At 64.9% G+C, this 24,823-nt stretch carries 24 protein-coding genes and 1 pseudogene; 12 read left to right on the top strand and 13 right to left on the bottom strand.

Translation table 11 applies throughout. The features are described 5' to 3' along the window. Positions 1 to 480: 480 nt before the first annotated feature. The 5 genes from CXY82_RS12605 to CXY82_RS12590 all read right to left on the bottom strand — a co-directional run bounded on the left by CXY82_RS12605 (position 481) and on the right by CXY82_RS12590 (position 4,810). Positions 481 to 1,935: a M1 family metallopeptidase gene (locus tag CXY82_RS12605; protein ID WP_233199335.1), complete on the bottom strand. Its 1,455-nt coding sequence runs from the start codon at positions 1,933 to 1,935 to the stop codon at positions 481 to 483. Between the two features lie 566 nt (positions 1,936 to 2,501). Continuing rightward, complete coding sequence (locus CXY82_RS17110) at positions 2,502 to 2,906, bottom strand: hypothetical protein (RefSeq protein WP_146069129.1); 405 nt, start codon at positions 2,904 to 2,906, stop codon at positions 2,502 to 2,504. Continuing rightward, the gene (locus CXY82_RS12600; protein WP_104171216.1) at positions 2,903 to 3,436 is read right to left on the bottom strand and encodes a TetR/AcrR family transcriptional regulator; all 534 of its coding nucleotides are present in this window, start codon (positions 3,434 to 3,436) and stop codon (positions 2,903 to 2,905) included. The genes CXY82_RS17110 and CXY82_RS12600 overlap by 4 nt, the downstream gene beginning before the upstream one ends. Before the next feature lie 212 nt (positions 3,437 to 3,648). Beyond that, positions 3,649 to 4,257 carry a hypothetical protein gene (locus CXY82_RS12595; RefSeq protein WP_104171215.1) on the bottom strand — a complete coding sequence of 203 codons (609 nt, stop codon included), beginning with the start codon at positions 4,255 to 4,257 and terminating at the stop codon, positions 3,649 to 3,651. After that, positions 4,244 to 4,810 carry an RNA polymerase sigma factor gene (locus tag CXY82_RS12590; protein WP_104171214.1) on the bottom strand — a complete coding sequence of 189 codons (567 nt, stop codon included), beginning with the start codon at positions 4,808 to 4,810 and terminating at the stop codon, positions 4,244 to 4,246. Before CXY82_RS12590 ends, CXY82_RS12595 begins: the two co-directional genes overlap by 14 nt. Before the next feature lie 231 nt (positions 4,811 to 5,041). Here CXY82_RS12590 and CXY82_RS12585 point away from each other — a divergent pair, with 231 nt between their 5' ends. Beyond that, positions 5,042 to 5,800: a carbonic anhydrase gene (locus CXY82_RS12585; protein WP_158252187.1), complete on the top strand. Its 759-nt coding sequence runs from the start codon at positions 5,042 to 5,044 to the stop codon at positions 5,798 to 5,800. A gap of 325 nt (positions 5,801 to 6,125) precedes the next feature. On the opposite strand, the gene CXY82_RS12580 is transcribed toward CXY82_RS12585, so the two are convergent. Further along, on the bottom strand, positions 6,126 to 7,502 hold the full coding sequence (locus CXY82_RS12580) for a serine hydrolase (protein WP_104171212.1): 1,377 nt from the start codon (positions 7,500 to 7,502) through the stop codon (positions 6,126 to 6,128). Between the two features lie 118 nt (positions 7,503 to 7,620). Between CXY82_RS12580 and CXY82_RS18675 the strand changes: the two genes are divergently transcribed. The 9 genes from CXY82_RS18675 to CXY82_RS12530 all read left to right on the top strand — a co-directional run bounded on the left by CXY82_RS18675 (position 7,621) and on the right by CXY82_RS12530 (position 16,499). Next, positions 7,621 to 8,040 carry a response regulator transcription factor gene (locus tag CXY82_RS18675; RefSeq protein ID WP_104171211.1) on the top strand — a complete coding sequence of 140 codons (420 nt, stop codon included), beginning with the start codon at positions 7,621 to 7,623 and terminating at the stop codon, positions 8,038 to 8,040. Further along, entirely contained in the window at positions 8,025 to 8,390 is a 366-nt protein-coding gene (locus CXY82_RS12570) for a V-type ATPase 116kDa subunit family protein (protein ID WP_104171210.1), read from the top strand. Before CXY82_RS18675 ends, CXY82_RS12570 begins: the two co-directional genes overlap by 16 nt. A gap of 14 nt (positions 8,391 to 8,404) precedes the next feature. Beyond that, positions 8,405 to 8,632 (top strand): hypothetical protein, encoded by a 228-nt coding sequence (locus CXY82_RS12565; RefSeq protein WP_198412860.1) that lies wholly within the window; start codon positions 8,405 to 8,407, stop codon positions 8,630 to 8,632. Between the two features lie 472 nt (positions 8,633 to 9,104). Continuing rightward, complete coding sequence (locus CXY82_RS12555) at positions 9,105 to 9,698, top strand: V-type ATPase subunit (RefSeq protein ID WP_158252186.1); 594 nt, start codon at positions 9,105 to 9,107, stop codon at positions 9,696 to 9,698. A 38-nt stretch (positions 9,699 to 9,736) separates the two neighbouring features. Beyond that, a complete protein-coding gene (locus CXY82_RS12550) occupies positions 9,737 to 10,060 on the top strand; it encodes a V-type ATP synthase subunit F (RefSeq protein WP_158250282.1) in 324 nt (107 codons plus the stop codon). Next, the gene (locus tag CXY82_RS12545) at positions 10,060 to 11,820 is read left to right on the top strand and encodes a V-type ATP synthase subunit A (protein WP_104171207.1); all 1,761 of its coding nucleotides are present in this window, start codon (positions 10,060 to 10,062) and stop codon (positions 11,818 to 11,820) included. Before CXY82_RS12550 ends, CXY82_RS12545 begins: the two co-directional genes overlap by 1 nt. Continuing rightward, positions 11,817 to 13,247, top strand: coding sequence for a V-type ATP synthase subunit B (locus tag CXY82_RS12540; RefSeq protein WP_104171206.1), 1,431 nt, complete (start codon positions 11,817 to 11,819; stop codon positions 13,245 to 13,247). The genes CXY82_RS12545 and CXY82_RS12540 overlap by 4 nt, the downstream gene beginning before the upstream one ends. Then, positions 13,244 to 16,051 carry a cation-translocating P-type ATPase gene (locus CXY82_RS12535; protein ID WP_104171205.1) on the top strand — a complete coding sequence of 936 codons (2,808 nt, stop codon included), beginning with the start codon at positions 13,244 to 13,246 and terminating at the stop codon, positions 16,049 to 16,051. Before CXY82_RS12540 ends, CXY82_RS12535 begins: the two co-directional genes overlap by 4 nt. Beyond that, positions 16,044 to 16,499, top strand: coding sequence for a hypothetical protein (locus CXY82_RS12530; protein ID WP_104171204.1), 456 nt, complete (start codon positions 16,044 to 16,046; stop codon positions 16,497 to 16,499). The genes CXY82_RS12535 and CXY82_RS12530 overlap by 8 nt, the downstream gene beginning before the upstream one ends. 14 nt (positions 16,500 to 16,513) lie before the next feature. Here the strand turns inward: CXY82_RS12530 and CXY82_RS12525 are convergent, their stop codons facing one another. Both CXY82_RS12525 and CXY82_RS17380 read right to left on the bottom strand, forming a co-directional pair. Beyond that, entirely contained in the window at positions 16,514 to 16,855 is a 342-nt protein-coding gene (locus CXY82_RS12525; protein ID WP_104171203.1) for a hypothetical protein, read from the bottom strand. A 253-nt stretch (positions 16,856 to 17,108) separates the two neighbouring features. Beyond that, positions 17,109 to 17,264 (bottom strand): hypothetical protein, encoded by a 156-nt coding sequence (locus CXY82_RS17380; protein WP_158252185.1) that lies wholly within the window; start codon positions 17,262 to 17,264, stop codon positions 17,109 to 17,111. A 375-nt stretch (positions 17,265 to 17,639) separates the two neighbouring features. Between CXY82_RS17380 and CXY82_RS12520 the strand changes: the two genes are divergently transcribed. Next, positions 17,640 to 18,566, top strand: a complete 927-nt coding sequence (locus CXY82_RS12520; protein WP_104171202.1) for an aldo/keto reductase family oxidoreductase — start codon at positions 17,640 to 17,642, stop codon at positions 18,564 to 18,566. 358 nt (positions 18,567 to 18,924) lie between these two features. Here the strand turns inward: CXY82_RS12520 and CXY82_RS12515 are convergent, their stop codons facing one another. From CXY82_RS12515 to CXY82_RS12500, 4 genes and pseudogenes are all read right to left on the bottom strand, one after another. Then, positions 18,925 to 19,506 (bottom strand): IS30 family transposase, encoded by a 582-nt coding sequence (locus CXY82_RS12515; RefSeq protein ID WP_146069126.1) that lies wholly within the window; start codon positions 19,504 to 19,506, stop codon positions 18,925 to 18,927. A gap of 278 nt (positions 19,507 to 19,784) precedes the next feature. Continuing rightward, a complete protein-coding gene (locus CXY82_RS18670; RefSeq protein ID WP_158252184.1) occupies positions 19,785 to 20,438 on the bottom strand; it encodes a DUF2249 domain-containing protein in 654 nt (217 codons plus the stop codon). A 200-nt stretch (positions 20,439 to 20,638) separates the two neighbouring features. Next, positions 20,639 to 20,834 (bottom strand): annotated as a pseudogene (gltD, locus tag CXY82_RS12505) (glutamate synthase); the annotation flags it as partial. A gap of 72 nt (positions 20,835 to 20,906) precedes the next feature. Then, on the bottom strand, positions 20,907 to 22,895 hold the full coding sequence (locus CXY82_RS12500) for an aconitate hydratase (RefSeq protein WP_104171200.1): 1,989 nt from the start codon (positions 22,893 to 22,895) through the stop codon (positions 20,907 to 20,909). 324 nt (positions 22,896 to 23,219) lie between these two features. Here CXY82_RS12500 and CXY82_RS18665 point away from each other — a divergent pair, with 324 nt between their 5' ends. Next, the gene (locus tag CXY82_RS18665) at positions 23,220 to 23,738 is read left to right on the top strand and encodes a helix-turn-helix domain-containing protein (protein WP_104171199.1); all 519 of its coding nucleotides are present in this window, start codon (positions 23,220 to 23,222) and stop codon (positions 23,736 to 23,738) included. A gap of 97 nt (positions 23,739 to 23,835) precedes the next feature. Here the strand turns inward: CXY82_RS18665 and CXY82_RS12490 are convergent, their stop codons facing one another. After that, the gene (locus CXY82_RS12490) at positions 23,836 to 24,801 is read right to left on the bottom strand and encodes a radical SAM protein (RefSeq protein ID WP_199180956.1); all 966 of its coding nucleotides are present in this window, start codon (positions 24,799 to 24,801) and stop codon (positions 23,836 to 23,838) included. Positions 24,802 to 24,823 lie beyond the last annotated feature (22 nt).

Below are 24,823 nucleotides of genomic sequence, written 5' to 3'. Positions count from 1 at the left end.
GAATTACACGTCTAAGTGACAACGCTCAGGGCGAGTGCATCCGCACCGCGGTCGATCCGATTCGAGGAGGCCCACGGATCGGGTCGAGGAAGGGGTGGAGGAAAAGAGCAAGGCCTGCGGAGGAATACGAGTCCCGCGGTCACACGCACTATCCGCGCCCTGCTGGCTTTCGTAGACAGCCCACCAAAGGGCCGTTCGCGAAACTCTTTACGAAACGATCCGGTCAAAATATAAAGAAATCGCACCTGAGGCTTCTCAGGAACGATTTCTGGTTTGAGTGGATCTTGCGGTTTTTTGTGGCTGCGAGTTCTTCTTCAGCGCCGTAGCTCCGGCTGTTTTTCTGTTTTCACCTGCGTCGGATGGTCTCGAACGCTGTGTGTTTCACCTTGTCCGGGCGCATGAAGTCAGTCGGGCTCGATTGCTCGGGGCACACCGTGCCGTGAACCTTCGGGTTCTCCTTGCCGGGGACTGCGCTGGTGGCTAGGGCATTGCCGGGCGGTCGCCTTCGCGCAACCAGTCGTCGAAGAAAGTCTGGAGTTGCTGGCCTGAGCTCTCTTCCATTACGGCTTCGAAGTCCGCAGTGGTCGCATTCGAGTCGTTGTACTCAGTCAGCCACAAGCGGGCGCCGGCGAAGAACGCTTCGTCACCGATCTTCGCGCGCAATGCGTACAGGGTAGCCGCGCCCCGCAGATAGACCGGATTCGCGAAGAGGCTGTCGCGACCCGGGTCTGCGATGTTGAGTGCCCAGCCGTCGTTTGCGTCCAGGTATGCCACCGTGTCGGCGAACTGATTGGAAATTGATGCGGTGCCCTGATGTTCTGCCCAGAGCCACTCGATATAGGTCGCCCAGCCTTCGTTCAGCCAGATGTCCTTCCAATCAGCCGGGGTGACAGAGTTGCCGAACCACTGGTGCCCCAGTTCGTGCACCACTGTGTTTTCGTCTGCGACCTCGGAGTACACCGGGCGGGTCTGAGTCTCCAGGGCGTAGTCGACCGAGTCGTCGTCGACAATGGCGCCGAACGACTCGAACGGGTATCGCCCGAATTGGGCCTCCAGAAAGGTGATCATCTGGGGCTGCAGCGCGAGTGCCGCCGCTGTTTCTGCAAGGGGCGCGCCCGTCACTCCATCGTCGATCGCATTGATGATCGGCAGACCGTCCGGACTCACGTCGCGGGACAAGGCGTAGTCGCCTACGCTTGCCGTCGACAGGTAGCTGGACATCGGGTCGGATGCCCGCCACGTCCATGTTGTCCAGCCGGCCTTTGTCTTGGGCGCCCCGGCGGGCAGCCCGTTTGCCACAGCTGTCTTACCGGCCGGCACCGTGATGCGGAACCTGTAAGTTGCCTTGTCTTCCGGGTCGTCGTTCACGGGGTACCAGGTCGCCGCTCCATCGGGCTCGTTGACCACCATCGCGCCATCAGCAGTGGTGACCCACCCGTAGAGGGCCCCGGTGGTGTCTAGTGGCCGCCCGGTGATCCCGCCATACTCAATGACAATGGTCGTCGTCTGTCCTGCTTCGAGCTTCGGCCGCAGCTCAACGGTGAGTTCCCAGTATCGGTTTGCATTGTCCTGCTTCTGTGACCACTCGGCGCTGTCTTTGCCTTGCGCTTTCCCGTGTGCCGCCGCCTTGCCGTCCACCCGGACCGATGAAACGTCGAGGCCGCGTAAGTCGAAGTTAAGCGACTGCAGATCCTGCTTCGCGCGGAGTGTGATGGTCGCGACGCCGCTGAGGCGGCCTGTGAGGACCTTGGGTTCCGTCGGCGGCATGTAGCGAAGCGCAAGGTCGTAGTGCTGGACGTCGTACCCGCCGTTGCCGGCGTTGGGGAAGTACGCGTCACCGCTTCCGGCCGCGCCGGCCGTAGAGCGCGCCCCGTCCTTCCCAAGGGAGACCTGCGCCGTCTCACTGAATGCGCCAGACGCGACCGTTGTCGGCACGATTGCGACCGCTGGAGCTAACCTCGCCCTGGCATCGGACGCGTTGGGGGCTACTGCTGTTCCGGTTCCGCAGGCGGCCAAAGCGAACACGGATAACCCCGCGAGTGCGACGGTTGTGAGCCTTCTCAATGAATCCAAGGGACATCCCCTTTGTTGGGAGTGAGGTCGAATATGGACTGGCTGGACTGGAGAAAAGCGTGAAGACGACGGTTAGATTCAGGGAATCCACAACTTAGTGCCCATCTCCGGCAACATCAACCGCGCTCATGGAATTGGCGTAGCAAGCACAGCGGTTACGGCAATGGCGATGAGAAGTACCACTTCGATGAAGCCACCGAGGAGGTAGTAGACCCATGCGTCGCGAATGGCCAGACAGGATGAAGACCCAGAGAGAAGGGGCGGACGATGTTAGCTGAGAGCCCAGAGAGGCAGAGTCCCGACGAAGAGACCAAGGGTCATGAGCGCGATCGCCGCCGGATGTGACGCTGGGACGTCTCCGGTTCCGAGTCTGTTAGTGATGCGGGCCAGGAGCGCATGGGTTCGTTGGCGAGAGAGCAGGCCGATGACTAGGAGCACCAGGCAGGGTAAGCAGTAGCGGCCGTGAGTAGTACGCCAAAAGGGAATGCTGTCCACGGGGTGAACCACGCGGGCAGTTCGATGGGTTTGCGGGGTCGGGTTCGGAAGCGTCGAATGCCAGCGATAACCACCGCGGCTCCCCCTGCCCCGAAGGCGACATAGCGCAGCGCGAGCACAATGCCGCCGACGGCGCCTGCGGCTGTGCTAGCGCCGAGAAACAGTGCTGCACCCGCCACGAACACGGTTGTGGCCGCGCCGAGAATGGTCACCAGTGCCGTTAGTCCGGGCCGACTGGGTGCAACAAGCAGGATGAGTGTGACGGCGACGATGGTCGCCGGATTGAAGGCGTCGAGGGCCGCTAGGCCGGCAATCGCGCCCAGTAGCGCTCCACTCATTGTCTTGACGCACCACCGGGTCGAGGGATCAGGGCGTCGAGGAGTGCGTCGAGTTGTGCGGGGGTGGGGGCAGGCTCGATGCCGGCAATCACGTTGGCTGCGAGTCCGTCACCGACGAGGCGGATCACCCGTGCGCGTGTTGCGTCGCCTGTTTCCTTCTGAATCATGGCCTCCCACCGAGAGACGGCTTCCTGCGCGGCGGCAGCGACGTCATCACCCGGCGACTCGACCGCCCGGTGCGCGACCGCTAAAGCTCGGAACAGAGCCACGTCATCACCCGTCGGCACGGAAAGCCTGAGCCAGGCTTCCGCCGCGCGGCCCTCCATCGACGCCGCAAGCATCGCTACGTCGAGCTCCTCCAACGCCCCGATGGCCAAGCCCTGGACAAGAGCTGCGCGCGAAGGAAAATGGTGGATCAGTCCGCCCTTTGACACCCTCGCGGCGCTCGCGGTGCTGTTCAAGGACGGCACAACACCGCGCTCGAGAGTGAGGTTTCGGGCTGCGTTGAGAATGAGCGACCGACGATCCATGGGACCAACCTACATGGAAACCGACCGGTCGGTCTGGCGCAGTTATTGATCGGCCAGGAGATTATCCCGGCGCAGCAGTGAGTTACTGTCGCATCCGGCAAACTCGTTTTCTTCCGGGGCGCGCCACAACGGTCGCACTGACCGCCGCGGGGTCCGAAACCAGATGTGACGAGTCCGGCACCGGTCCCGTCATCCGCTCTCGCGGGCGTGGATCAGCCAGGGAACGCTGCGTCGTAGACCGCGCGAAGCTCGGCGCTGTCGGCACCGGTGACGCCGCAGCCGGTGATCGTTCCATCGACTGCGCCGACGAGGTAGCTCTGGCCGACCACGAAGGGCACGCCCGAGAAGTCGGAGGTCATCGCGTCGACCTGCGTTACCTCCACGCGGTCGGCGACGTCGCCAGCGAAGCGCTCCCTGACCTCCAGCAGAACGGTGTCGCTCTGGATCTGCAGCACCGTCGCGGCGAACGCCTGCTCCTGCGCCGCGACGGTCGCCGGCTCGAGCCTGAGGCAGCTGCCGCTCGCGAGGCCTCCGTCCATGGGAGGCTGTAACGCCTCGACGGTGGGCTCCGGGCCGCCGACGACGAGGGGCACGACGATTGCGGCGGCGATGGCGAGGCCGGAGGCGATGCCAACCACCGGCATCCACCGCCGCAAGGCGCGTCGCGGCGCCGTGGGGGTGACGGTCGTGGTGCCAGGGGATTGGTCGGTCATGATCTGCTCCATTCTGTGGTCGAGCCATGTCGGCGAGGCAGGGGGCAGCGTGCGGGCCGGATCGGCGGCGCGCAGCTGATCGCGCAGCGCACGGTCATCGTCGTGCATCTTCGCTCCCTTCGTCGTACGGTACATGTCCGGTCGGGTCGCCGGATTTCAGTAGCTCCTGCTTGAGGCGCACCTTCGCACGGTGCAGGCGGATCGCCGCTGCGTTCGCGCTGATGCCGAGCACGACGGCAATCTGCGGGCTCTTCAGCTCGTCCCATGCCCACAGCCGCAGGATCTCCGCGTCGTTTCGACGCAGGCCGGCGAGGGCGGTGGTCACGCGGGCCGTCTTGGCGGCGCCATCGACGGTGGATGCTGCGGGGTTCTCGTCCGCAGCGGCCGGCGGCGGGTCGATGGCAATGATGCGGCCGATGAGACGGATGCGCCGACGCTCGGCGCGTTGAGCGTTGCTGAGGCACTGTCGAGCCACGACGATCGCCCAGGGGAGTGCGTCGTCGGGCACCTCGTCGAGGCGGCGCCAGCACACCAGCAGGGTGTCGCCGATCACGTCGTCGGCCGTCGCGGCGTCGGTGCGGCGGTGCAAATAGCGGCGCACGGGGTCGACGACGAGCACGACGAGGTTACGCATCCGCTTCTCGCGCTCGGTGTCGGTCACAACTCTCATACTGAGGGATGTCCGGCAGGGGCGCGGGGATTTCAGGCGAGGTGCTTTCGCACTGCAGGAGATCGGCGATGACCGTAGGCCGGGTGCAGCGAGAGGATAATTCGGGAAAGCGGCTCTGTCACAAGAGTGGTCATGCCACATGTTCGGTGTGGCGTTTTTCTATGCCGTTTTCTAGGAGTTCCCACGTCCGCACGACCCTGGCTCATCACCTCAGCTCTCACGGTGGCCGCCACCACCCTTGTCGGCTGCGCCCAGCCCGCGACGGAGTCGAGCAAGCCACCGGTGGCGGAGCCGGCGCGATGGTCTTGCGACGGCGCGAGCGGACCGGCATCGTGGGCGGAGGTGGACCCCGGCTTCGCGGCCTGCGGCGTGGGCAACGCCCAGTCCCCGATCGACCTGCCCGCGACCGTGCCCGCACCGAGCTCGGTCATCCAGCTGAGCGCGGAGGACGCGGGGGCCGATGTGTTCGACACCGGGAACGCGGTGGAGTTCGAGGCCGATGGCGAGGGCGAGACCCTGACTTTCGCCGGCGACGAGTACAGTCTGCAGCAGATGCACGCCCACGTGCCGTCGGAGCACACCGTGAACGGCCGGCCGGCGGTGGCCGAGCTGCACCTGGTGCACGCGGATGCGGCAGGCAAGCCACTGGTGCTGGGCATCCTCGTGATCGAGGGGCAAACATCCGGCGCCCTGGCGCCGTTCATCGACGCGGCCACTCATTTGGCTGACGACGGGGACGTGACAATGGATATCGCGGCCGTGCTGCCGCGGTCGCTGGAGAACTACGAGTACTCGGGCAGCCTGACCACACCGCCGTGCGCCGAGGTTGTGCAGTGGGTCGTGATGAGCACGCCGATCTCGATGTCGGCGGAGCAGATCGGCACACTTGAAGGCGCACACAGTCACAATGCGCGGCCGACGCAGCCGCTGGGGGACCGGGGTGTGGTTGGCGGATCCGCAAAGCTCGGGGTCGAGGGGTAGCGGTCGGGTCGTTCCGGGCCAGCGCGCCGGGGCTTCCGGGCCCCGGAACCCATTAGTGGCGATTGTGGGCAGGCTGAAGTTCGCCAGCAGCAAGGCTTCGCTGGAAGGCCTCGCATCCGCCGCCAAAGTCCGATGGAACTCGACACTGCTAGGTTTGCGGCATGGACGAAATTTCAGTCCGCGACAAAATCGTCTATGTCTGTGATCCAGCCCTTCGCGCCTATCTGCGCGGATTCATACCGAACGCCGTGTAGTTGGCCGTGTCTCCTCGCGATCGCCATCATGCGAGGCACGTTCTGGCACGGAACCACGGGGATCTGAGCAGCTACCGGCTGATTAGGTGAGTCCGCGGAAGCTCCCCGAACGCGACGTTCTGATCGATATCCAGGGTCAACGCGTCATCCCGAAACTCGAGCGTGTACGTGCGCGAGAACGGCGTGCCCACGTTGTGCGCCCGCACGACCAGAGTGCTGGGGGAGACCCACGCGCCGCTCGCCAGAACCCGGGCATCGGCGGATGCCACCCATTCGCCGTGGCCAAAGGCCAACGGCCGGGCCTCGCCGCCACGGATGACCGTGAGCAGTCCCGGCTCGAGAGTTACCGCGGTCACGTCCGCATCGTCGAAGTCGAAGCGGACGCCCGCCACCCGCGCCGCCGTCTGTGACGTGGGTTCGCCCACGACGGTCGGCAGGGTGAGGCCCGCCAGCGTTCCGGCAAGACCACTCGGTATCTCTGCGAGCGGCTGGTCGGTGAAAGCGGGCAGCAGGTGCTCCCAGACGAGGTCGAGGGCACGCTGCGCGGTCGGGAGCGCCGCGGTCAGCACGATCACGGCATCCGTTTTTGGAAGCACGAGGCAGAACTGGCCGAAGGCGCCGTCGGCGCGGTAGCCCGCTGGCCGGTTCCGCCAGAACTGGTAGCCGTAGCCCTGACGGCCGTCGACGTCGTGCTCGGTGCCCGACGTGTCCACCTGCAGCGAGGTAGCTTCGTCGATCCACTCCGCCGGAACGAGTCGCGTGCCCTTCCACTCGCCGCGTTGCAGCAGCAGCTGGCCGAAGGTCGCGAGCTGCTCGGTCGTGAGGGAGAGCCCCCAGCCGCCCGCATCGATTCCGCGCGGGCAGGTCTCCCAGGTGGCGCCGACGATGCCGAGAGGGGCGAACAGTCGCGGGGTGAGGTAGTCGAACAGGCGCTCTCCGGTGAGCCGCTGCAGGATCGCCGAGAGCAGGTAGCTCGCGCCGCTGTTGTAGACGTAGTGGGTGCCCGGCGCGAACTCGAAAGGCTGGGCCAGGATGGTGCGCGCCCAGTTGTCGCCGTGCGAGTCGTCGGCGAGCGACACCGTGTCGGTCGGATGCCCCGTGGTCATGGTGAGCAGATGGCGCACGGTCAGCGCGGCCAGGTGCGGGTCGATCTGCTTGGGCAGGTCGTCTGGTAGCAGGTCGACGACGAGGTCGTCGAGCGTGAGCCGGCCCTCGCCGATGGCGAGCCCGACGGCGGTCGAGGTGAAGCTCTTGCTCACCGAGAACATGAGGTGCGGATGCTGCGCCGCGAAGGGATACCACCAGCCCTCCGCAATGACGCAACCGTGTCGAACGACCATGAGGCTGTGCAGGCTCTCGAGCTGCGCCTCCGCCGCGGCGATGAAATCGAGAATGGCGGCGGAGGAGATTCCCTCGGCCTCGGGGGTGCTGCGGGGGAGCGGGGTCATGGTTCAATTGTGCCGGGTCGAGCAAATGCCGGCACTCGAGTCGTCGCCGGCGGCCACCTTTCGGGTCCGATGCTGTCTGAACCGCCCGATTTCAGCCCACGGAGGCTAAACTTTTTGCATGCGAACCGTAGGTCCTCGAGTTCGAATCGTGGTGGCCGATGATCATCCACTGTTCCGGCGTGCGCTGGAGCAGACGATCAGGGACCAGGGTGATTTCCAGCTTGTCGGCCAGGCCTCGGATGGTGGCGAGGCGATGGAGTTGATACGCGAGCTGGCCCCGAATGTCGCAGTCCTCGATGTCAGAATGCCCGTTTTGGATGGCCTCCAGGTAGTCAGCCGCTCCTGCTGTTCGCACTGGCGATCGGGGCTGCGCACGTACTGCTCGGCGTTGTCCTCGGCATGTGGCAATCGTGGCGGGACCGCGCGCACCGTCACCTCCTCGATCGGGTGGGAACGTTCGCTTTCCTGTGCGGGATGTTGGGTCTGGCCGGTTTTGCGGCAGGCGCCCTGCCGCCGGGATTCATGTCGCCGGCAATAGCCCTGACCGTGGTCGGCCTGGTCCTCGTGATGTCGCTCCACGGCACTCTCGGGCTGATGATGGCGCCGCTGGAGCTGCTCGGCGCGATTGGGAACATCCTCTCCTATCTGCGGCTGGCCGCCGTCGGCCTTGCGTCGGTATACCTCGCCATCGTCGCCAACGAGCTCGCCACCGTGGGCCCGCTCTGGCTCGGCATCATCGTCGCGACGTTCTTTCACGTACTCAACCTCGCTCTCGCAGGTTTCAGCCCCATGATCCAAGCGCTACGACTTCATTACGTCGAGTTCTTCTCGAAGTTCTTCATTGGCGGCGGTCAAGCCTTCATCCCGTTCGGAAAATCACACTCATAACCCAGGAGGAAAAAATGGACATTGGAATCGGACTCATCGCAATCGGCGCGGCCCTCGCAGTAGGCATCTCGGCGCTGGCAACCGGGCTGGCTCAGGCCCGAATCGGTGCGGCAGCCATGGGTGCCATCGCCGAGAAGCCGGAACTCGCCGGCAGGGCCATTCTGCTGGTCGCGATCCCGGAGACCCTGGTCATCCTTGGTTTCGCCGTGGCTGCTATGGCAATCCTCCTGCTGCCGGCCTGATGCCGCTCACAGACCTGCTTCAGGCCATCCAGGCCGAAGCCGACGACGAGATCGCGGCGGACCTGCGAGCGCTGCGAGCTGAGGCGGACGCCACGGTCGCCGAGGCTTCCATCAGGGCGCACGCGCTTGAGCGTGAGCTCGAACTGCGGGCCACGGCCGAATCCCAGGTCGATGCCGGCCGGCGAATAACAGCCGCCCGTCTTGCCGCCGTCCGCCAAGTCCGTCTTGCTCGCGAAGAGGCCTATCTCGCGCTGCGGGCGGACCTCGCGGAGGAATTGAGGTCAGCCCGGCACTCACCGGCGTACCCGCGGCTATTGGGCGAGCTCATCCAGGGTGCGATCGCGGCACTCCCCGGCACCGTGCTGATCCGGGTTGACCCCCGCGATGCGATCACTGCTCAGGAGCTGCTGGCGAGTACCGTTCCCCCCGTGACGCTTGAAGCGTCGCTATCGACCTGGGGGGGATCCACGCGGTGGACGCCTTTGCCACCTTCGAACGTGATGGCAACCTCGGCCAATTTGAGAGCACAATCACTGCCGCCCACACGGGATGGGTTGTCGGCGAACTTGATGACCTTGGCAGTGAGGCCGTCGACCTCCGCGCGTCGCTTGCGCGCAGCGTCGACGAAACCAACGTGATCGCGCTGCTGCGACTTCGTTCCGCACTGTCCCGTCGCGAAATGTCCAAGCTGCCCGACGTCGCACCCTGGCTACCCGGTGGCGGAATCGTCACCTCCACACTGGAGTCGGCGTTGAGGCAGGCCGAAGACACCGAGGCTGCTGCACTTCTTTCCGCATCGGCCCGCTACCTTGACAGCCCGCTTGAGGCCTGGTCGCGCGACGGCGACGTCGCGAGGACTCAGCGCGCTTTGGAGCAGCAGCGGGTGCTGAACGAGATCTCGCTGTTTCGCCGCGGAGATCCTTCGGGTATCGCCATTCCGATCGCTTACGTCGCCGAATTGGCACTGGAGACGCGGAATCTCCGGGTGTTGGCCCAGGGCGCTGCTCTGGGGACTTCTCCGGGTGACCTCGATGGGCAGCTTCTCTTGCCGAAGGCCCGACGATGATGAGCGTGACAGCGGATGCGCGTTCTCGCTTGCTGGTGATGACGGTCGATGAACTGGCCGTCGGGTACCGCCTGGCCGGTGCTGATGTGATGGTCGTCGCCGATGCCGAGGCGGCAGGCACCAGACTCCGCGAACTCCTCGACGAGGGCGTGGAGGTGGGCGTGATCGCGGTGCATGAGCCGTTCTACACGTCCCTCGACCCGCCGCTACTCCGGCGTATCGAAAGAACCCTGCCCCCACTCGTGGTCGCACTCCCCTCCGGGGAGCGTCCGCACGGCGACTCCGGACGGCGAGAACAACTCCTCCAACGGCTGTGGCAGGCAGTCGGTTACGAAATCACATTCGACTCAGAAGGCCGGTAATGAACACACAAACCCTGACCGACGCCGGAACCCTATGGCGGGTCGCCGGCCCCGTGGCCGAGGCGATAGGCCTCCACGCCCGGCTCTACGACGTCGTGCTCGTCGGCACGGCCCAACTCCCCGGCGAGGTGATCCGGATCGACGGTGAACGCTGCGTCATCCAGGTGTACGAGGACACCGCGGGCCTCGCGGTCGGCGAACCTGTCGTGAACACCGGCCAGCCGCTCCAGGTCGAGCTGGGGCCGGGGCTGCTGGGCCAGATCCTCGATGGGACGCAACGACCGCTGAGGGAGCTCGCCAGGCGCGGCGACGACCCGTATGCCGTCGCGACCATCGCGCGCGGGGCCCGCGCAACAGCGTTGGATCGCGAGCGCAGGTGGGACTTCTCGCCGGCGGTTCGCGAGGGTGACCAGGTGGGGCCGGGAGACTTGATCGGAACTGTGCCGGATGCGGCGATGGCGCACCGTGTTCTGGTGCCGCCGGGAGTGAGCGGAATCGTTCGCAACCTGCGCACCGGCCTCCTGCGAGTCAGCGAACCGGTCGCAACGGTCGGCGACGAGGAAGTGGCGATGCTGCAGTACTGGCCCGTGCGCCAGGCTCGGCCGGCCTCGCATCGACTCGCTCTCGAGGTGCCCCTTGTGACCGGCCAACGCGTCATCGACACTCTTTTCCCCATCGCACGGGGTGGCGCAGCGGCGATCCCGGGAGGATTCGGCACGGGCAAAACCGTGCTCGAACAGTCACTCGCAAAGTGGTCGACGGCGGATGTCGTCATCTACATCGGCTGCGGGGAACGCGGCAACGAGCTGGCAGAGGTGCTCGAGGAGTTTCCGGCGCTCGTCGACCCACGCACGGGAACGTCGCTGATGCAGCGAACGGTGCTGATCGCGAATACGTCGAACATGCCTGTGGCCGCCCGTGAAGCGAGCATCTACACCGGGATCACCATTGCGGAGTTCTTCCGCGACCAGGGCCTGCATGTTGCGCTGATGGCCGACAGCACCAGCCGCTGGGGGGAGGCGCTGAGGGAGGTGTCGAGCCGCTTGGAAGAGATGCCGGCGGAGGAGGGCTACCCGGCCTACCTCGCCACCCGCCTGGCTGAATTCTACGAACGGGCCGGCGCCGTCCGCTGCCTCGGTGACGAGAATCGGACAGGTTCAGTCACCGTCATCGGTGCGGTCTCCCCGGCTGGCGGAGACTTCTCGGAACCCATCACCCAGCACAGTCTGAGATTGGCCGGGACATTCTGGGCACTTGACACCGCGCTGGCGAGGCGTCGTCATTTTCCGTCGATCAACTGGACTCGCAGCTACACCCTCTACCAGCTCGACGGATGGTTCGCCGACGAGGTCTCCGCGGACTGGCCAGTGTTGCGGGCGTGGGCGCTGGACATGCTGCAACGCGAGACATCACTGCTGGAAATCGTGCAGCTCCTCGGAGCAGACGCGCTTGCGGCGCCACAGCGCGTGGTTCTCACCATCGGGCGGCTGCTCCGAGAGGATTTTTTGCAACAGTCCGCGTTCGACGAGGGCGACGCATCCTGTTCGCTCGCCAAGCAGCACACGATGCTCACCGCAATTCACGCAGCGCACGATGCACTGGCGACGGCAGTCGAGCGCGGGGTGGCGCCGGACACCGCGTCGGCCGTTCCCACGCTGCTCGAGATCGGGCGCATGCGCGCCTGGCCCGAAGCCGAAATGGCTCAGCTCTCGAATGATCTGACCGCTCGCATCCGTACCCAACTTGAGGAACTCCGATGAAATCCACAGGGCCCGAAGCCGGCCCCACCCCGAAGCTCTCCATCGACCACCGAACGGTCACCTATGTGTCCGGCCCGCTGCTCATCGCCGAGCAGGCGCAGGGCGTCGGCTACGACGAACTGGTTGACGTCATCGCGCCCGACGGAGACGTACGACGGGGTCGAGTGCTCGAGGTAAGCGGTGACAAGATGACCGTGCAGGTGCTTGAGGGCACCCGCGGTCTTGACCGTCAGGGGACTGTCGTCCGCACCCGTGGTGCTTTCGCCCGACTGCCTGTCGGACCCGGCCTCATCGGGCGGATCCTCGACGGTGCCGGCGTACCGATCGACGGCGGCCCCCCGCTGCTGGCGGTAGCCGAGCGCGACGTGAATGGGGCGCCGATGAACCCGGTCGCGCGCGATCACCCCTCCGAGTTCATCGAGACCGGCATCTCGGCGATTGATGGCCTGAACACTCTGGTGCGCGGTCAGAAACTTCCGATCTTCTCCGGCTTCGGCCTGCCCGCCAACGAATTGGCGGTGCAAATTGCCGCGAGTGCGCGGGTGCTCGGAAGCGACGAGGACTTCGTGGTCGTCTTCGCAGCGATGGGGGTCACGCAACGCGAGGCTGCCTACTTCCGTGGTCAGTTCGCCGACAGCGCCGCACTCGAAAGGACGGTGCTCTTTCTGAACCTCGCCGACGACCCGACGGTCGAACGCCTGCTGACACCCCGAGCTGCGCTGACGGCCGCCGAGTACCTCGCGTGGGAGGAAGACCGCCATGTGCTTGTTATCCTCACCGACATCACCAACTACTGCGAGGCGCTTCGTGAGGTGGCCGCGGCTCGTGAGGAGATTCCGGGTCGGCGGGGCTATCCGGGATACATGTACACCGACCTTGCGTCGTTGTTCGAGCGTGCCGGGCGAGTGCGTGGCCGCCGGGGATCGGTTACCCAGCTGATGATCCTCTCGATGCCCGACGACGATATCAGTCACCCCATTCCCGATCTGACGGGCTACATCACCGAGGGACAAATCGTGCTGTCGCGGGATCTCCATCGGCGAGGCATCAGCCCGCCCATTGACGTTCTGCCCTCGCTGAGCCGGCTCATGAACGCTGGCATCGGTGCGGGGCGCACCCGGGAAGATCACTCAGCGGTCGCCGACCAGCTTTATGCCTGCTTTGCGAGAGGTCGGGAACTGCGCCAACTCTGCTCGATCGTCGGCGAGTCGGCCCTTTCGGAAGAGGATCGGCGGTTTCTGGCCTTCGCCGAGGACTTCGAGCAGCGTTTTGTCGGCCAGTCCGGTGTGTCACGCACGCTCGTCGAGACTCTCGACCGTGCGTGGGAGCTACTCGCTCACTTTCCTGCCGCTGAACTCAAGCGGGTCAAACCGGATATTCTCGCGCGCTACCACCACTACAAGGATGAAATGGCGGAGACATCATGAGCACTGTTGTGGGCAAAACGGTCGCCTGGCACGACCAGGAAGTCGCGGTCGTCATAGCCGGATTGCAGACGAATGCGACTCGGGGCCTTGACGAGAAGATCGCCGTTCATCGCCTGGAGGAGTCCGGCTACAACGAACTCGAGGAGCGCGCCGGTCGGTCGGTGTGGAACATTCTGTGGGAACAGGTGTCATCCATCCTGATCGTGATCCTGGTCGTGGCCGCCGGCTTGGCTGCGGCCCTGGGCAAGGCCATCGACGCCACAGCCATCATCGCCATTGTCGTTCTGTTCGTTGTTCTCGGGGTCGTGCAGGAGTACCGTGCGCAGAAGGCGATCGCCGCGCTGAAACAAATGGCAGCGCCAACCGTGCGCGTCGTGCGTGACGGCCAGATCCGTGAGCTCTCGGCGCGCGAACTCGTGCCCGGCGATCTCGTGCGCTTGGAGACCGGATCCGTGATTCCGGCCGATGTGCGCATCGTCGAAAGCATCAATCTGCGCACCCAGGAAGCCGCGCTGACGGGGGAATCCGAACCGGTCGACAAGACCACTGACCCGATTCCGGGCACCGACATTCCTCTCGGAGACCGCACCAATCTGGCCTTCCTCGGCACCTCCGTAACCTACGGGCGAGGGTCTGCCATCGTCGTCGAAACGGGCATGGCCACCGAACTCGGACGCATCGCCAACCTGATCCAGGATGTCCCGCAGGAGAGAACGCTTCTGCAGAAACGCCTCGACAAGCTGGCGAAGCTTCTCGCCGCCGTTGCCGTCGCAGTCGCCATTCTCGTTTTCCTGACCGGCCTTCTCCGCGGGGAGGAGACCTCGCTCATTCTCCTCACCGCGGTCTCGCTCGCCGTGGCAATCGTCCCCGAGGGTCTGCCGGCTGTGCTGACCTTCACGCTGGCCCTCGGCGCCCAACGGATGCTCGTCCGCCGGGCGCTGGTGCGGCGGCTTGCCGCGGTGGAGACTCTCGGCTCCGTCACCGTCATCTGCTCCGACAAGACAGGCACGCTGACCGAGAACCGGATGACCGTGACTGTGCTCGAGACGCCGCGCGACAGCTTCGACCTCGCAGCGGGCGCGACCCCCGAACTCAATGATGACGGTCAGGTTCTGCTCGCTGCCGCAGCCCTCTGCAACGACGCGGTCCTGGACCGGCGATCTGAACATCCTGAAGCCGTCGGCGATCCGACCGAGGGCGCCCTCGTGCTCGCGGCGGATCGGTTCACCATGAGCAAGGAAGATCTCGACTCGGGACTACCGCGAGTGGGCGAAGTGCCTTTCGACTCGACCCGAAAACGCATGACGACACTGCACCGCACCCCTGAGGGTGGTTCCCGTCTTCTTGACACGCTGACGACGGTTGCAGAGGGTGCTCCCTTCCTCGCCCTCGTCAAAGGTGCCGGAGATGGTATCCCAGAGCTCTGCAACCGGATCGTGCAGAACGGGCGTGTCCGCCCGCTGGACGACGCAGCTCGAACTCGGTTCAGCGCTTCCATCGAGCGGATGACCGAAAAAGGCCTCCGAGTGCTTGCCGTCGCCGCACGCGGCCTCGAGGAACTCCCGCCGTCGGGGAAGGGGGAGGAGGCCGAGCAGGGTCTCGTGCTGCTCGGGCTGATCGGGATGGTTGATCCTCCCCGCTCGGAAGCTCGGGATGCCATCGCGCGCTGCGCGACGGCAGGAATACGCCCCATCATGATCACCGGCGACCACCCCCGCACGGCGCGTGCCATCGCCGTTGATCTCGGCATCGCCGAACCGGACGGCCTCACCCTGACCGGGCGCGAGCTCGAGCAGATGGACAGCGAGACATTGCGCATCGCAGTGCGCACCACCTCCGTTTTCGCGCGAGTGTCTCCCGAGCACAAATTGCGCATCGTCGAGGCGCTGCAGGCCAACGGCGAAATCGTGGCGATGACCGGTGACGGGGTGAATGACGCGCCGGCACTCAAGAAGGCCGACATCGGTGTGGCCATGGGATCAGGAACGGATGTCGCCAAAGAGGCCGCCGAGGTCGTTCTGCTCGACGATAACTTCGCCACTATCGTGGCCGCGGTTGAGGAGGGGCGGGTCGTCTACGACAACGTGCGCCGTTTCGTGGGCTTCTCGATTTCAGGCAACTTCGCGAAAGTGCTGATCGTGGCAATCCCGCCGCTCTTCGGACTGCCGCTGTATCTTCTCCCGATCATGATTCTGTGGTCCAACCTGCTCACGGATGGCCTCTTGGGGCTCGGGATGGGCGTCGAGCGGGCCGAGCGGGACACGATGCGCCGGCCTCCCTTCAAGCCGACCGAGAGCATCCTCAGTCGCGGCATCGGGACTCAGATCGCTTGGCTGGGCCCGGTGATCGGGGGGGCGCTGATCGCAGTAGGTTGGGTCGTTTGGTACAGCGCGGGCGGCGACAGCGGCTCGATCACTCCCGAAGCCGAGGCCCTCCTGGCGACAATCGTGTTCACGAGCCTCGCCTTCATCCAACTCGCGCGAGCCCTCGCCAGCCGTTCGTTCGTCGAGCCGGTCTGGCGAACGGGGCTGCGCGGCAACAGGGTTCTGGTGAGTATGATTCTGGTCGCGCTCGTCCTGCAACTCGCCGTGGTCTACCTGCCGTTCGCCCAGGAAATCTTCGGCACCGTACCTCTGAGCCCGGCCGAACTGGCGGTCGGCGTTCTTCTGGCGCTGGGACTTCTCGTGATCATGGAGGTCGACAAAGCGTTCCGGCGGCGCGCTGTGCGCAAGAACTCCGCGAACGATGTTCCGGAGCAGAACCCACATCACCGCGGGCCCGAAGTGAGCCATTCTGATGGCTGATCGGGACCGCTCAGCGGTCCGTGCCCGTGATCCGGGCACGGACCGGGGCCACCGAGGCCGAACGTTCGCCCTGTTCGGGCTGCCGCTGCTGGTCGTGGCCGGTGTGCTCGCCGTCTCGCTCGTCATCCCCGGGTCGAACATCTGCGGGGGCCCCGTCCCCGGCTGCGGAAACCTGCGCAACGCTGGACCGGTCCCGATGGACATTCAGGCGGCAGGTGGCACAGCCGACGTGGGCACCGTGACGGTGCAACCGAGGGAGCGGGTGCTGCTGTTCGGGACTGTGAGTGAGGTGCGGGTTGATGCGGGGCAGTGCCTGATCGTGGCGGGTGGAGCGTTCTGGAACGCCCGCACCGACATCGACCGGGTGGCAGAGCCGACCGGGCTGTGGCACGCGATCGATGATTGGGGCGCACGGGTCCACCTCCTCGACGGGCCGTGCCTGGAGTAGACGTGATGCGGCCGTCACCGGCCCGACAGACGGTGTGCACGCCCGGTGAGCCGAGGTACGAGACGCACGAGGATCACCATGCCGACCAGCTCCACGAGGGTCTGGGGAACCACGGCCAGTGCGGCCACGGACAGGGACTCCGGTAGCGCGAGCGCCAGAGGGAGCACCACCCGGGAATTGCGGGTGGACCCGCTGAAGACGAGCGCACGGGTCGCCGGCACGTCCAGGCGTGCGAGTCGACTCGCTGACAACCCGACGACGACCATGATGACCGGGAACGCGATGTACAGCGGCACCACCAGCAGAAGCGAGGCGATCCGCGTGCCCACCGCCGCGATCTGGGATCCGATCTCCACCGCCAGGGCTGCATGACGGCTTCGATTGCCCGGCCGAACCGGTGCCGACGGCCAACCCATTGAACCGTGACCGCAGCCAGCAGGGGAATCACGAGCAAGACGAGGAACGCCTCGAGGAACGGCTCGATCTCGATCATCGAGACATTGTTCGGGCCCGCGAACAGCAGCAGGTAAATGGGAAGTAGAACGATCTGCAGAAGCATCAGCAGAGGTGTGGCCGCCAGGAGTCGTTCACGTGTGGCCAGTAGCGCTTCTAAGTATGCATGCGATGATAGCGCCAGCCCACGTAGTTGGTAGCGCGGTTCTTGACGATGTGGAGCCGGCCCGTGTTGGGCGAGAGGATGAGGTGCAGGGCGGCGTCGACGGAGTCTATGGTGGACGATTCGGCGCTTTCGGCGAGGCTGGTCACACGGGTATCTGGCTCCATTTGGGCGTCGGGTCGCGAAAAAAACCGAGAGTTCCCGAGACCTTTGGTGAATTCCGAACTTCGCTCTGACCCTTCACTGGTGTGAGGGCGTTTTGCGGCTCGTCATGGCCGCGAATTCAGCGTCGTAGAGGGATTCCCAAACGAGGTCTTTCGCGCTGTGTATGTATGTCTTCGCGCGGCTGTTGAGCCAGTCGCCACCCCACCCGCCGGAGCAAAATGCACTCGGTCCAAGGCTTCCCCTTCATTTGGTTTTCCGATCGCGGCCACCGGCTGAGCACGTGAGTGTGGCGCGCGGAAACTCTCCAACAGGCTTTGAGCGCGAGCTGGCAGAAATTCGAAGTAGGGCAGGATGGTCTGATGAAGATATACAACCCTCCACGTACGAATCTGCAGGCATCCAATGTCATTCTCGGGATGATGAGGATCTCGGACATGGACGATGAGGAGATCCGCGCTCTCGTCGGCACCGCGCGGGATGCCGGCATCAATTTCTTTGATCACGCCGATATCTACGGTGGCGCGCACGGCTGCGAAAAGCGGTTCGGTGACGCGGTCACGTTCACGGACGCAGAGCGTGAGGCGGTCATCATTCAGTCAAAGGTCGGCATCCGTCAGGGCTTTTTCGATTTCTCCAAGGAGCACATCCTCCGCTCGGTCGACGAGTCTCTCGCGGCGCTGAACATCGACTACCTGGATATCTTGCTGCTGCACCGTCCGGACACCCTGGTCGAGCCCGAGGATGTTGCTGCGGCGTTCGACGCGCTGCACGCCGCGGGAAAGGTGCGCAACTTCGGTGTCTCCAACCAGACGCCCGGGGTGATCGAACTGCTGAAGCGTTCGGTCAACCAGCCGCTGGCCTTCAACCAGGTGCAGCTGAGCATCACCCACGCGCCGTTGATCGCGCAGGGAGTTGCTGCCAACATGGCAGGGCTGGACCAGTCGATTGACCGCGACAACGGGCTCCTCGAGTACAGCAGACTGAACGACATCACCCTGCAGGCCTGGTCGCCGTTCCAGAGCGGCATCTTCGACGGCGTGTTCGTGGGCGACCGGGAGAATTACGGCCCGCTCAATGACGCCCTCGATGACATCGCCGCCGCCCACGGGGTCACGCCGACGGGGATCGCGGTCGCCTGGATCACCAGGCACCCGGCCAACATTCAGGTGGTCCTGGGGACGACCAAGCCCGCGCGAGTTGTGGAGTCTGCCGCAGGGTCCGAAATTCCGCTCAGCCGTGAGGAGTGGTACCGCCTCTTCACGACCGCTGGGCATGTCCTCCCATAAACAGGAGCGCTCCACATCGTCTTCCTGACCCCAGATGCAGGTAACCCCGGCGGCCAGCGACGCGATGAATTGCACGAGGGGGTCGTGCAGCTTGTCGGCCGTGCCGCCGGGAATCACCCGCCTACGCTACGTCGACAATGATGACCCGAGAAGGGCGTGCCGTCGGCAAGGTGGACATCACGCCAATGAGGTCGTCGGCGAGTTCAGGTGGTGAGCGCACCAACCTGAGTTCTGAGGGGTGTTGTTGATGGCTCGACCGTTGTCGCCTTTGAGCGTTCGTTTGTCGCTTTGGGAGGGGGTGGACGCGGGGCTGTCGGTGGCCGTCGCGACGCAGGCTGCGCCGTTCGACGACCTGGGATCAGGGAGCGGAGATATCCCGACACCAGGAAATCACCGTCGCGACCGGGATGTTCGTCTCGGTCTGAAACTGCAGATACTCAGCCATTTCCGAACCCTGGTCCCAGGTCAATGATTTTCGTAGGTGCGCCGGCAGCCCTGACATGGCCTGACCGACGCGTTCACGGACGGTGGTGGCGTCGCGTTTGCCGTTCAGGTGCACGAGCAAGAGCATGCCAGTGGTGCGTTCCACGAGGGTCGCAATGGCTGAACGGTTAAAGGTTCCGCAGACGAGGTCGCCTTCCCAATGGTCGGGAACCAGTCTGTTGTCGACCTCAGCGGGGCGCTCGCCCAGCAGCGGGCCGGAGAACCTCGAACGCCGTTTCGTCGTGTGACGGTGGGTCAGACGCCCGCGGCGCCCGGTTCGGAGGTGACGGGCCATTCCCCGGGACAGCCCGTTTGCGTGCGGCGAATACAGAGCCCGATAGATACTTTCGTGCACGACGTTCATCTCGGGCTGTCCCGGAAAATCGATCCGCAGCTGGTGACTGATCTGCCTGGGTCTCCACTGTTGAACGCGGGCAGCAGTTGCGGCTGTGGAGATTCCTTCAGCTAGTCGCCATTCACACGGTTTCCGGGGGGATCATCCGCAGGGATGGTCTCCCCATCGCGTTTACTCCGCGGGAATTCGGTTCTCCTGACTGGAAATGCAGGTGGTTTGGGTGCTCCTCAGCGTGCCGCGTACTGTTGACGATTCTGGCGGTCAAGGTGGGGAAATATTTGGAGTGGAACGGACTCACTTGGCGCGACGACAGCCGCCAAGAGATCGAATGCCTCCTGGCCACCAACAACTTCCCCGAATTCACCGGTCGGCTCTGTCGGTTATGCGCGGCTGAAACGCACCCGCCAGAGCTCCGGGCCTCGTTCGATGTAGCTCACGTCGAAAGTGTTTGGCTGGCTCTGCTGAAGTTCCGCCAGCATCCGTTGGGGGTCGTGCGGTTCGATCACGTCCAGGGCGAACCCCGGCACAACGGCGTCGAGCGCGCCGAAGACGGCCGCGTGCCGGATGGCGTGCGGGATGGTGCGGGCGTCGAGCACGATGGTTTCCGTCCCCTCGGTCGTCCCGTCACGGCCCCCATCTGCCGTCGGCTTGCCGAGTGCAATCGGCGGAGGACGCCGCGCCGGAGCGATGAGCTTGGCCACGGTGAGCAGGATGACCGCGTCTTCGACAGCCTCCAGCGAGTTGCGGCCCGGCGGCATCGTGATCAGGTCCCCGCGCCATCCAGACCACGATGCGCCACCCGAGGTGAGAACGACCCGCCCCTCGAGGACCTGCACGGTTGCTTCAGCCAGGTTGTCGTGTTCTCCAAGGCGTCGCCCGGCACGGAGCGCGATCAGCGTTTGCCGGAGGACGTGCACGTGGCCGCCGTAAACGGTCTCCGCGCTGCGACCGCTGGATGCGTCCCGTGCGTGATTGAGATGGTGGCGCACGAGTGCGGTGAGCGACTTCTTTTGCATGTCGTTCTCAACTTCCATTTCCCTCATGCTCCGCTACCGCTGTGCGCGTGTCAACGGTGCTGTGATTGCCGCGCGTGGCTGGTCGGTGCCGCCCGTTCTCAGTTCGGAGTCGGCCACGCTGCCAGCGCGTGGAGTCTGCTGATTTTCGAGGATCTCATGCTTGTAGATCTCCGTTTTCCGCGCGGTCTAGGCGCATAGGGCCGCGGTTGGGTTGAAGGTCAATTAGATGGTGAAGGGGTGGTCCGTTGGCTTGGGGAGGGCAGCTGCGTCTCACCTTCAAGAAACGATCGACGGCTGCTGCTGCGGCGCGACCTTCAGCGAAGGCCCAGACGATGAGCGACTTCCCCGGCCGGCATCACCGGCGACGGACACGCCCTCGTGGCTGGTCTGGTACTCACCGTCACATGCGACATTGAGATCGGTCGGGCACTGGGGGCGGTTACCGTCACAGAATGAAAATTTGCCGCAAAATGAAACTGCGCGGGCCTATTTGGTTTCCTCAGGAACGGCGGCTCCGCGCGCGCTCCGGGTGCGCAGCCACGGGATGAGGCCACCGACGAGGAGCATCTCGATCTGCCGGGTCGAGAGTTCGTGGCGCACGGAGTAGACCTCATCACGGGTTGTGTTGCGCACGAGGATCTCCGTTCCGTTCGAGAGAGCCTCACGAATCCCGTCGAGCACGAGCACGTCATCCTGCGCGATGCGATCGTGATCGGCCGCATCGGCGAACTGGAGCGCCAGCGCGCCGAAGTTGGCCAGGTTCTGCCAGTGGATGCGTGCGAACGAGACCGCCAGCACCACCCTTAATCCTAGGAAGCGCGGGGTGATCGCGGCGTGCTCCCTAGAGGAGCCCTGCCCATAGTTGGCACCGGCGACGATCATGTGGCCGGTCGTATCTCGGGTTTGGGCAGCGCGAGTCGGGTAGGTCGGGTCGACTTGGTCGAAGGTGAATTCGGCGAGCTTGGGGACGTTGCTGCGGAAAGGGAGCACGCGCGCACCCGCCGGCAGGATCTCATCCGTCGAAATGTCATCGCCCACGATCAGGGCGACAGGTGCCTCGATGTGCTCGGAGAGCGGTCCGAAGACCGGCAACGAGGAGATGTTTTCGCCCTTGACCAGGTGCACCGCTATGGATTCCTCCGGCGGCAAGGGCTTCTCGAGCATCGCCAGGTTCACACTCGACACCGCCGGAAGTATGATCTGGGGATATTCCAAGCCGAAGAGCCCGGGCAGGTCCCGCGGATCGGTGATCTGTCCCGTCAGCGCGGCGGCGGCCCCCGTCTCCGGCGAACATAGGTAGACCGAGTCTTCCTGGGTGCCCGAGCGGCCGGGAAAGTTGCGCGGCATCGTGCGCAGGCTGATGCTGCCATTCGCCGGGGCCTGGCCCATGCCGATGCAGCCCATACAGCCGGACTGATGCAGCCGAGCGCCCGCCCCGATCAGATCCAGGGTGGCCCCCATGATGGTCATGTCCTGCAGAATCTGCCGGGAGCTGGGATTCACGTCGAGGGACAGGCCGGGGAATGACTGCCGCCCCTCCGTGATCGCGGCCACGATCGCGAAATCGCGCAGGCCCGGATTCGCGGACGACCCGATCACGACCTGTCCTACCGGGCGCCCCGCCACTTCGCGCACCGGCACGACGTTGCCGGGCGAGCTGGGAAGCGCGATCAACGGCACGATCGAAGCCAAATCGATCTCCCCGGTCACGTCGTAGGTCGCATCCTCGTCCGCGAGCAGTTCGGTGAAATCCTGCTCGCGCTGTTCGGCGCGCAGGAAGGTTTGCACCTGATCGTCGGCCGGGAAAACGGTGGTGGTCGCGCCCAGTTCGGCGCCCATATTGGCGATCACGTGCCGATCCATCGCGGTCAGGGTGGCGAGGCCGGGGCCGTAGTACTCGACGATCCGGTTGACGCCGCCCTTGACGCCGTGCCGGCGCAGCATTTCGAGGATGACGTCTTTGGCGCTGGTCCACGGCGGCAGTTGCCCGGTGAGCTTCACGCCCCAGATTTCGGGCATCCTGATGTACAAGGGCTCGCCGGCTATGGCCAGGGCCACCTCGGTGCCGCCGACGCCGATGGCCAGCATCCCCAGCGAGCCGGCGGCCGGGGTGTGGCTGTCGGAGCCAACCATCGTCTTGCCGGGGATGCCGAACCGCTGCATATGCGTGGGGTGCGACACCCCGTTCCCGGCCTTCGAGAACCACAGGCCGAACCGCTGGCAGGCGGAGCGGAGAAAGTCGTGGTCCTCCGCGTTCTTGCTGTCGGCCTGCAACAGGTTGTGGTCGACGTACTGCACGGAAACCTCCGTGCGCGCGCGGTCCAGTCCCAGCGCCTCCAACTCCAGCATGACCAGGGTCCCGGTCGCGTCCTGGGTGAGGGTCTGGTCGATGTGCAGGCCGATTTCGGTCCCCGGCACCATCTCCCCGGAGACCAGGTGCGACGCGATGAGTTTCTGGGCGACGTTGTATGCCACGGTGGACTTCCTTACTCGATAGCGGTGCCCGCCGACATACGGCGGTAGCGAATTGGCCTCCGGGGCATTCCGCTCGTCCCCAAGGTAGGCCACTCGTGGCGCTGGGCCTAGCTTTTCCAGGGAGAATGGACGTCCTCTGTACTGGAAAGATGGACCGGGAAGACGGGGCTTTGGGAGGGGGTGGACGCGGGGCTGTCGGTGGCCGTCGCGGCGCAGGCTGCGGGGGTGTCGCGTCCTACTGAGTATCGGTGGTTAAGCGAGCATTGGAAGGTGCTGCTATCACCGGTTCAGGATTTCAGTGTCGCCAGTGTCGGACTTTGATCGTTGCGAGATCGAGAAGAGATCGGATTCCAGCTCGCCCGGGGTCACGGGGTGCGTCGCATCGCAGCGGCGCTGGGCCGGGCACCGTCGACGATCAGTCGGGAGGTGACCAGAAACCGAATCACTGGCCGGTATGTGCCCTCGCTCGCGCAGGAGCAGACCTGGGCAAGGGCTCGCCGGCCAAGAGCCCGGAAGCTGGACGGGTTAGCGTTACGGGAACAGGTCACCGTGATGCTCACCGATCGGTTCAGCCCGGAACAGGTTGCGGGTCGACTGAAAGTCGAGCATCCGGAGAATCTGGAGATGCAGGTGTCACACGAGACGATCTACCAGGCCCTCTACGTGCAAGGTCGTGGATCGTTGCGCTTGGAAGTTGCCGCCGCGTTGCGGTCAGGGCGGGCAACACAGCGACCGCAGAGGCCGGAGGGTCCGGGATCCTCGAGAACGTTGCCGCCGAGCTCAACCGCCGGCCCCGCACACGCCACGGCTACCGAACGCCCGCAGAAGTCCTCGCCACACTAATCTCGAATCGAACAAATCAAACCGGTGTTGCACACACCACCTGAATTCGCCGCCCGGGTGAACCGAGACCACGCGGAGGCTCGCCGAGCCGATACGGTCACGCGCAGGGGAACCATTCCGAGATTGCGTTGGCGGAACGGCGATGCGCGATGAATCGGCGGGTCACTTCAGCGATCGCATCTGCAAGCGGGAAGATGTTTCCCGTTACGAATTGGTCGTCGTGGTCGGCGGCAACGGGATGCCAGTAAACGCCGTCGGCGGTGATCGTCACCTCGGGTATGAGCGAGTCAACGGTCAGTTCTATGCCAGACTCAGCGACTCCGCGGTGGGCGAGTGCGCGGATTACCTGGTCGTCCCGCAGGATACCGAGAGTATCGAGAAAGGCGTGAAACGGCGCAAGTTCGTGCATCTGGTCGGCCGGCAAAGTGGCTGCGACCTTGACTCGAAATCCCTCGTCGTGTGCGATTTGGATGCCCGCGACGGCCCTGGCCCAGGACCCGGAGCCGCGGTGGCTGTCATGGATCTCGGATGTGGCAGAGTCGAGACTGATCTGCAGCACGAGCTGGGAGCGGTCCATTCGACGCAGGCGCTCGCGCCGCCTGCCGTGAAAAAGCATGCCGTTGGTGAGCAACGTCGTGGGCAGTTTGTTCGTGCAGGCATTGACCAACTCGTCGAGGTCATTCAGCAAGAACGGCTCTCCGCCGGTGAGGATGAGCTCTTTGACGTCGGCATCTGCAGCCTCGTGCGCGATCTGCCGGACTCGATCCATTCCGATGGCTCTCCGCTCTGCCTTCGGAGACGACCGAACGCAGCAATAGTCGCAAGCCAGATTGCAATCAAAATTGGTATATACCCAGACCCGGGATCCTGGGAGCTGACCGGGATCGAGCCCGGCGAGCGGGTCGGGCGAGCGGCCGTGGAGCACGGTGATGGCCGACCCCACCATGCTGACGATCTCATTCCCACTCGAAAGGCACCACGCTGAGATGAGTTCCAGGGCGGCGTCCCGATCGCATGTCCCGAAGTCGACAGAAGCCGTACGGCCTGTTGCCACCCGGCTCACGTTCTCGACCAGGTCGAGGAGC

The organism is Cryobacterium sp. M23 (assembly GCF_002929655.1).
Taxonomy (GTDB): Bacteria; Actinomycetota; Actinomycetes; order Actinomycetales; family Microbacteriaceae; genus Cryobacterium; species Cryobacterium sandaracinum.
This window is presented reverse-complemented; position numbering and strand designations above follow the sequence as displayed.

Coding starts and splice junctions, on each gene's coding strand:
- CXY82_RS12535 (WP_104171205.1), top strand. CDS start 13,244: ATGAGCACTGTTGTGGGCAAAACGGTCGCCTGGCACGACCAGGAAGTC.
- CXY82_RS17110 (WP_146069129.1), bottom strand. CDS start 2,906: ATGAGTGGAGCGCTACTGGGCGCGATTGCCGGCCTAGCGGCCCTCGAC.
- CXY82_RS18670 (WP_158252184.1), bottom strand. CDS start 20,438: ATGGAAGTTGAGAACGACATGCAAAAGAAGTCGCTCACCGCACTCGTG.
- CXY82_RS12540 (WP_104171206.1), top strand. CDS start 11,817: ATGAAATCCACAGGGCCCGAAGCCGGCCCCACCCCGAAGCTCTCCATC.
- CXY82_RS12595 (WP_104171215.1), bottom strand. CDS start 4,257: ATGCACGACGATGACCGTGCGCTGCGCGATCAGCTGCGCGCCGCCGAT.
- CXY82_RS12530 (WP_104171204.1), top strand. CDS start 16,044: ATGGCTGATCGGGACCGCTCAGCGGTCCGTGCCCGTGATCCGGGCACG.
- CXY82_RS12545 (WP_104171207.1), top strand. CDS start 10,060: ATGAACACACAAACCCTGACCGACGCCGGAACCCTATGGCGGGTCGCC.
- CXY82_RS18675 (WP_104171211.1), top strand. CDS start 7,621: ATGCGAACCGTAGGTCCTCGAGTTCGAATCGTGGTGGCCGATGATCAT.
- CXY82_RS12520 (WP_104171202.1), top strand. CDS start 17,640: ATGAAGATATACAACCCTCCACGTACGAATCTGCAGGCATCCAATGTC.
- CXY82_RS12570 (WP_104171210.1), top strand. CDS start 8,025: ATGTCGCCGGCAATAGCCCTGACCGTGGTCGGCCTGGTCCTCGTGATG.
- CXY82_RS12600 (WP_104171216.1), bottom strand. CDS start 3,436: ATGGATCGTCGGTCGCTCATTCTCAACGCAGCCCGAAACCTCACTCTC.
- CXY82_RS12580 (WP_104171212.1), bottom strand. CDS start 7,502: ATGACCCCGCTCCCCCGCAGCACCCCCGAGGCCGAGGGAATCTCCTCC.
- CXY82_RS12550 (WP_158250282.1), top strand. CDS start 9,737: ATGACGGTCGATGAACTGGCCGTCGGGTACCGCCTGGCCGGTGCTGAT.
- CXY82_RS12565 (WP_198412860.1), top strand. CDS start 8,405: ATGGACATTGGAATCGGACTCATCGCAATCGGCGCGGCCCTCGCAGTA.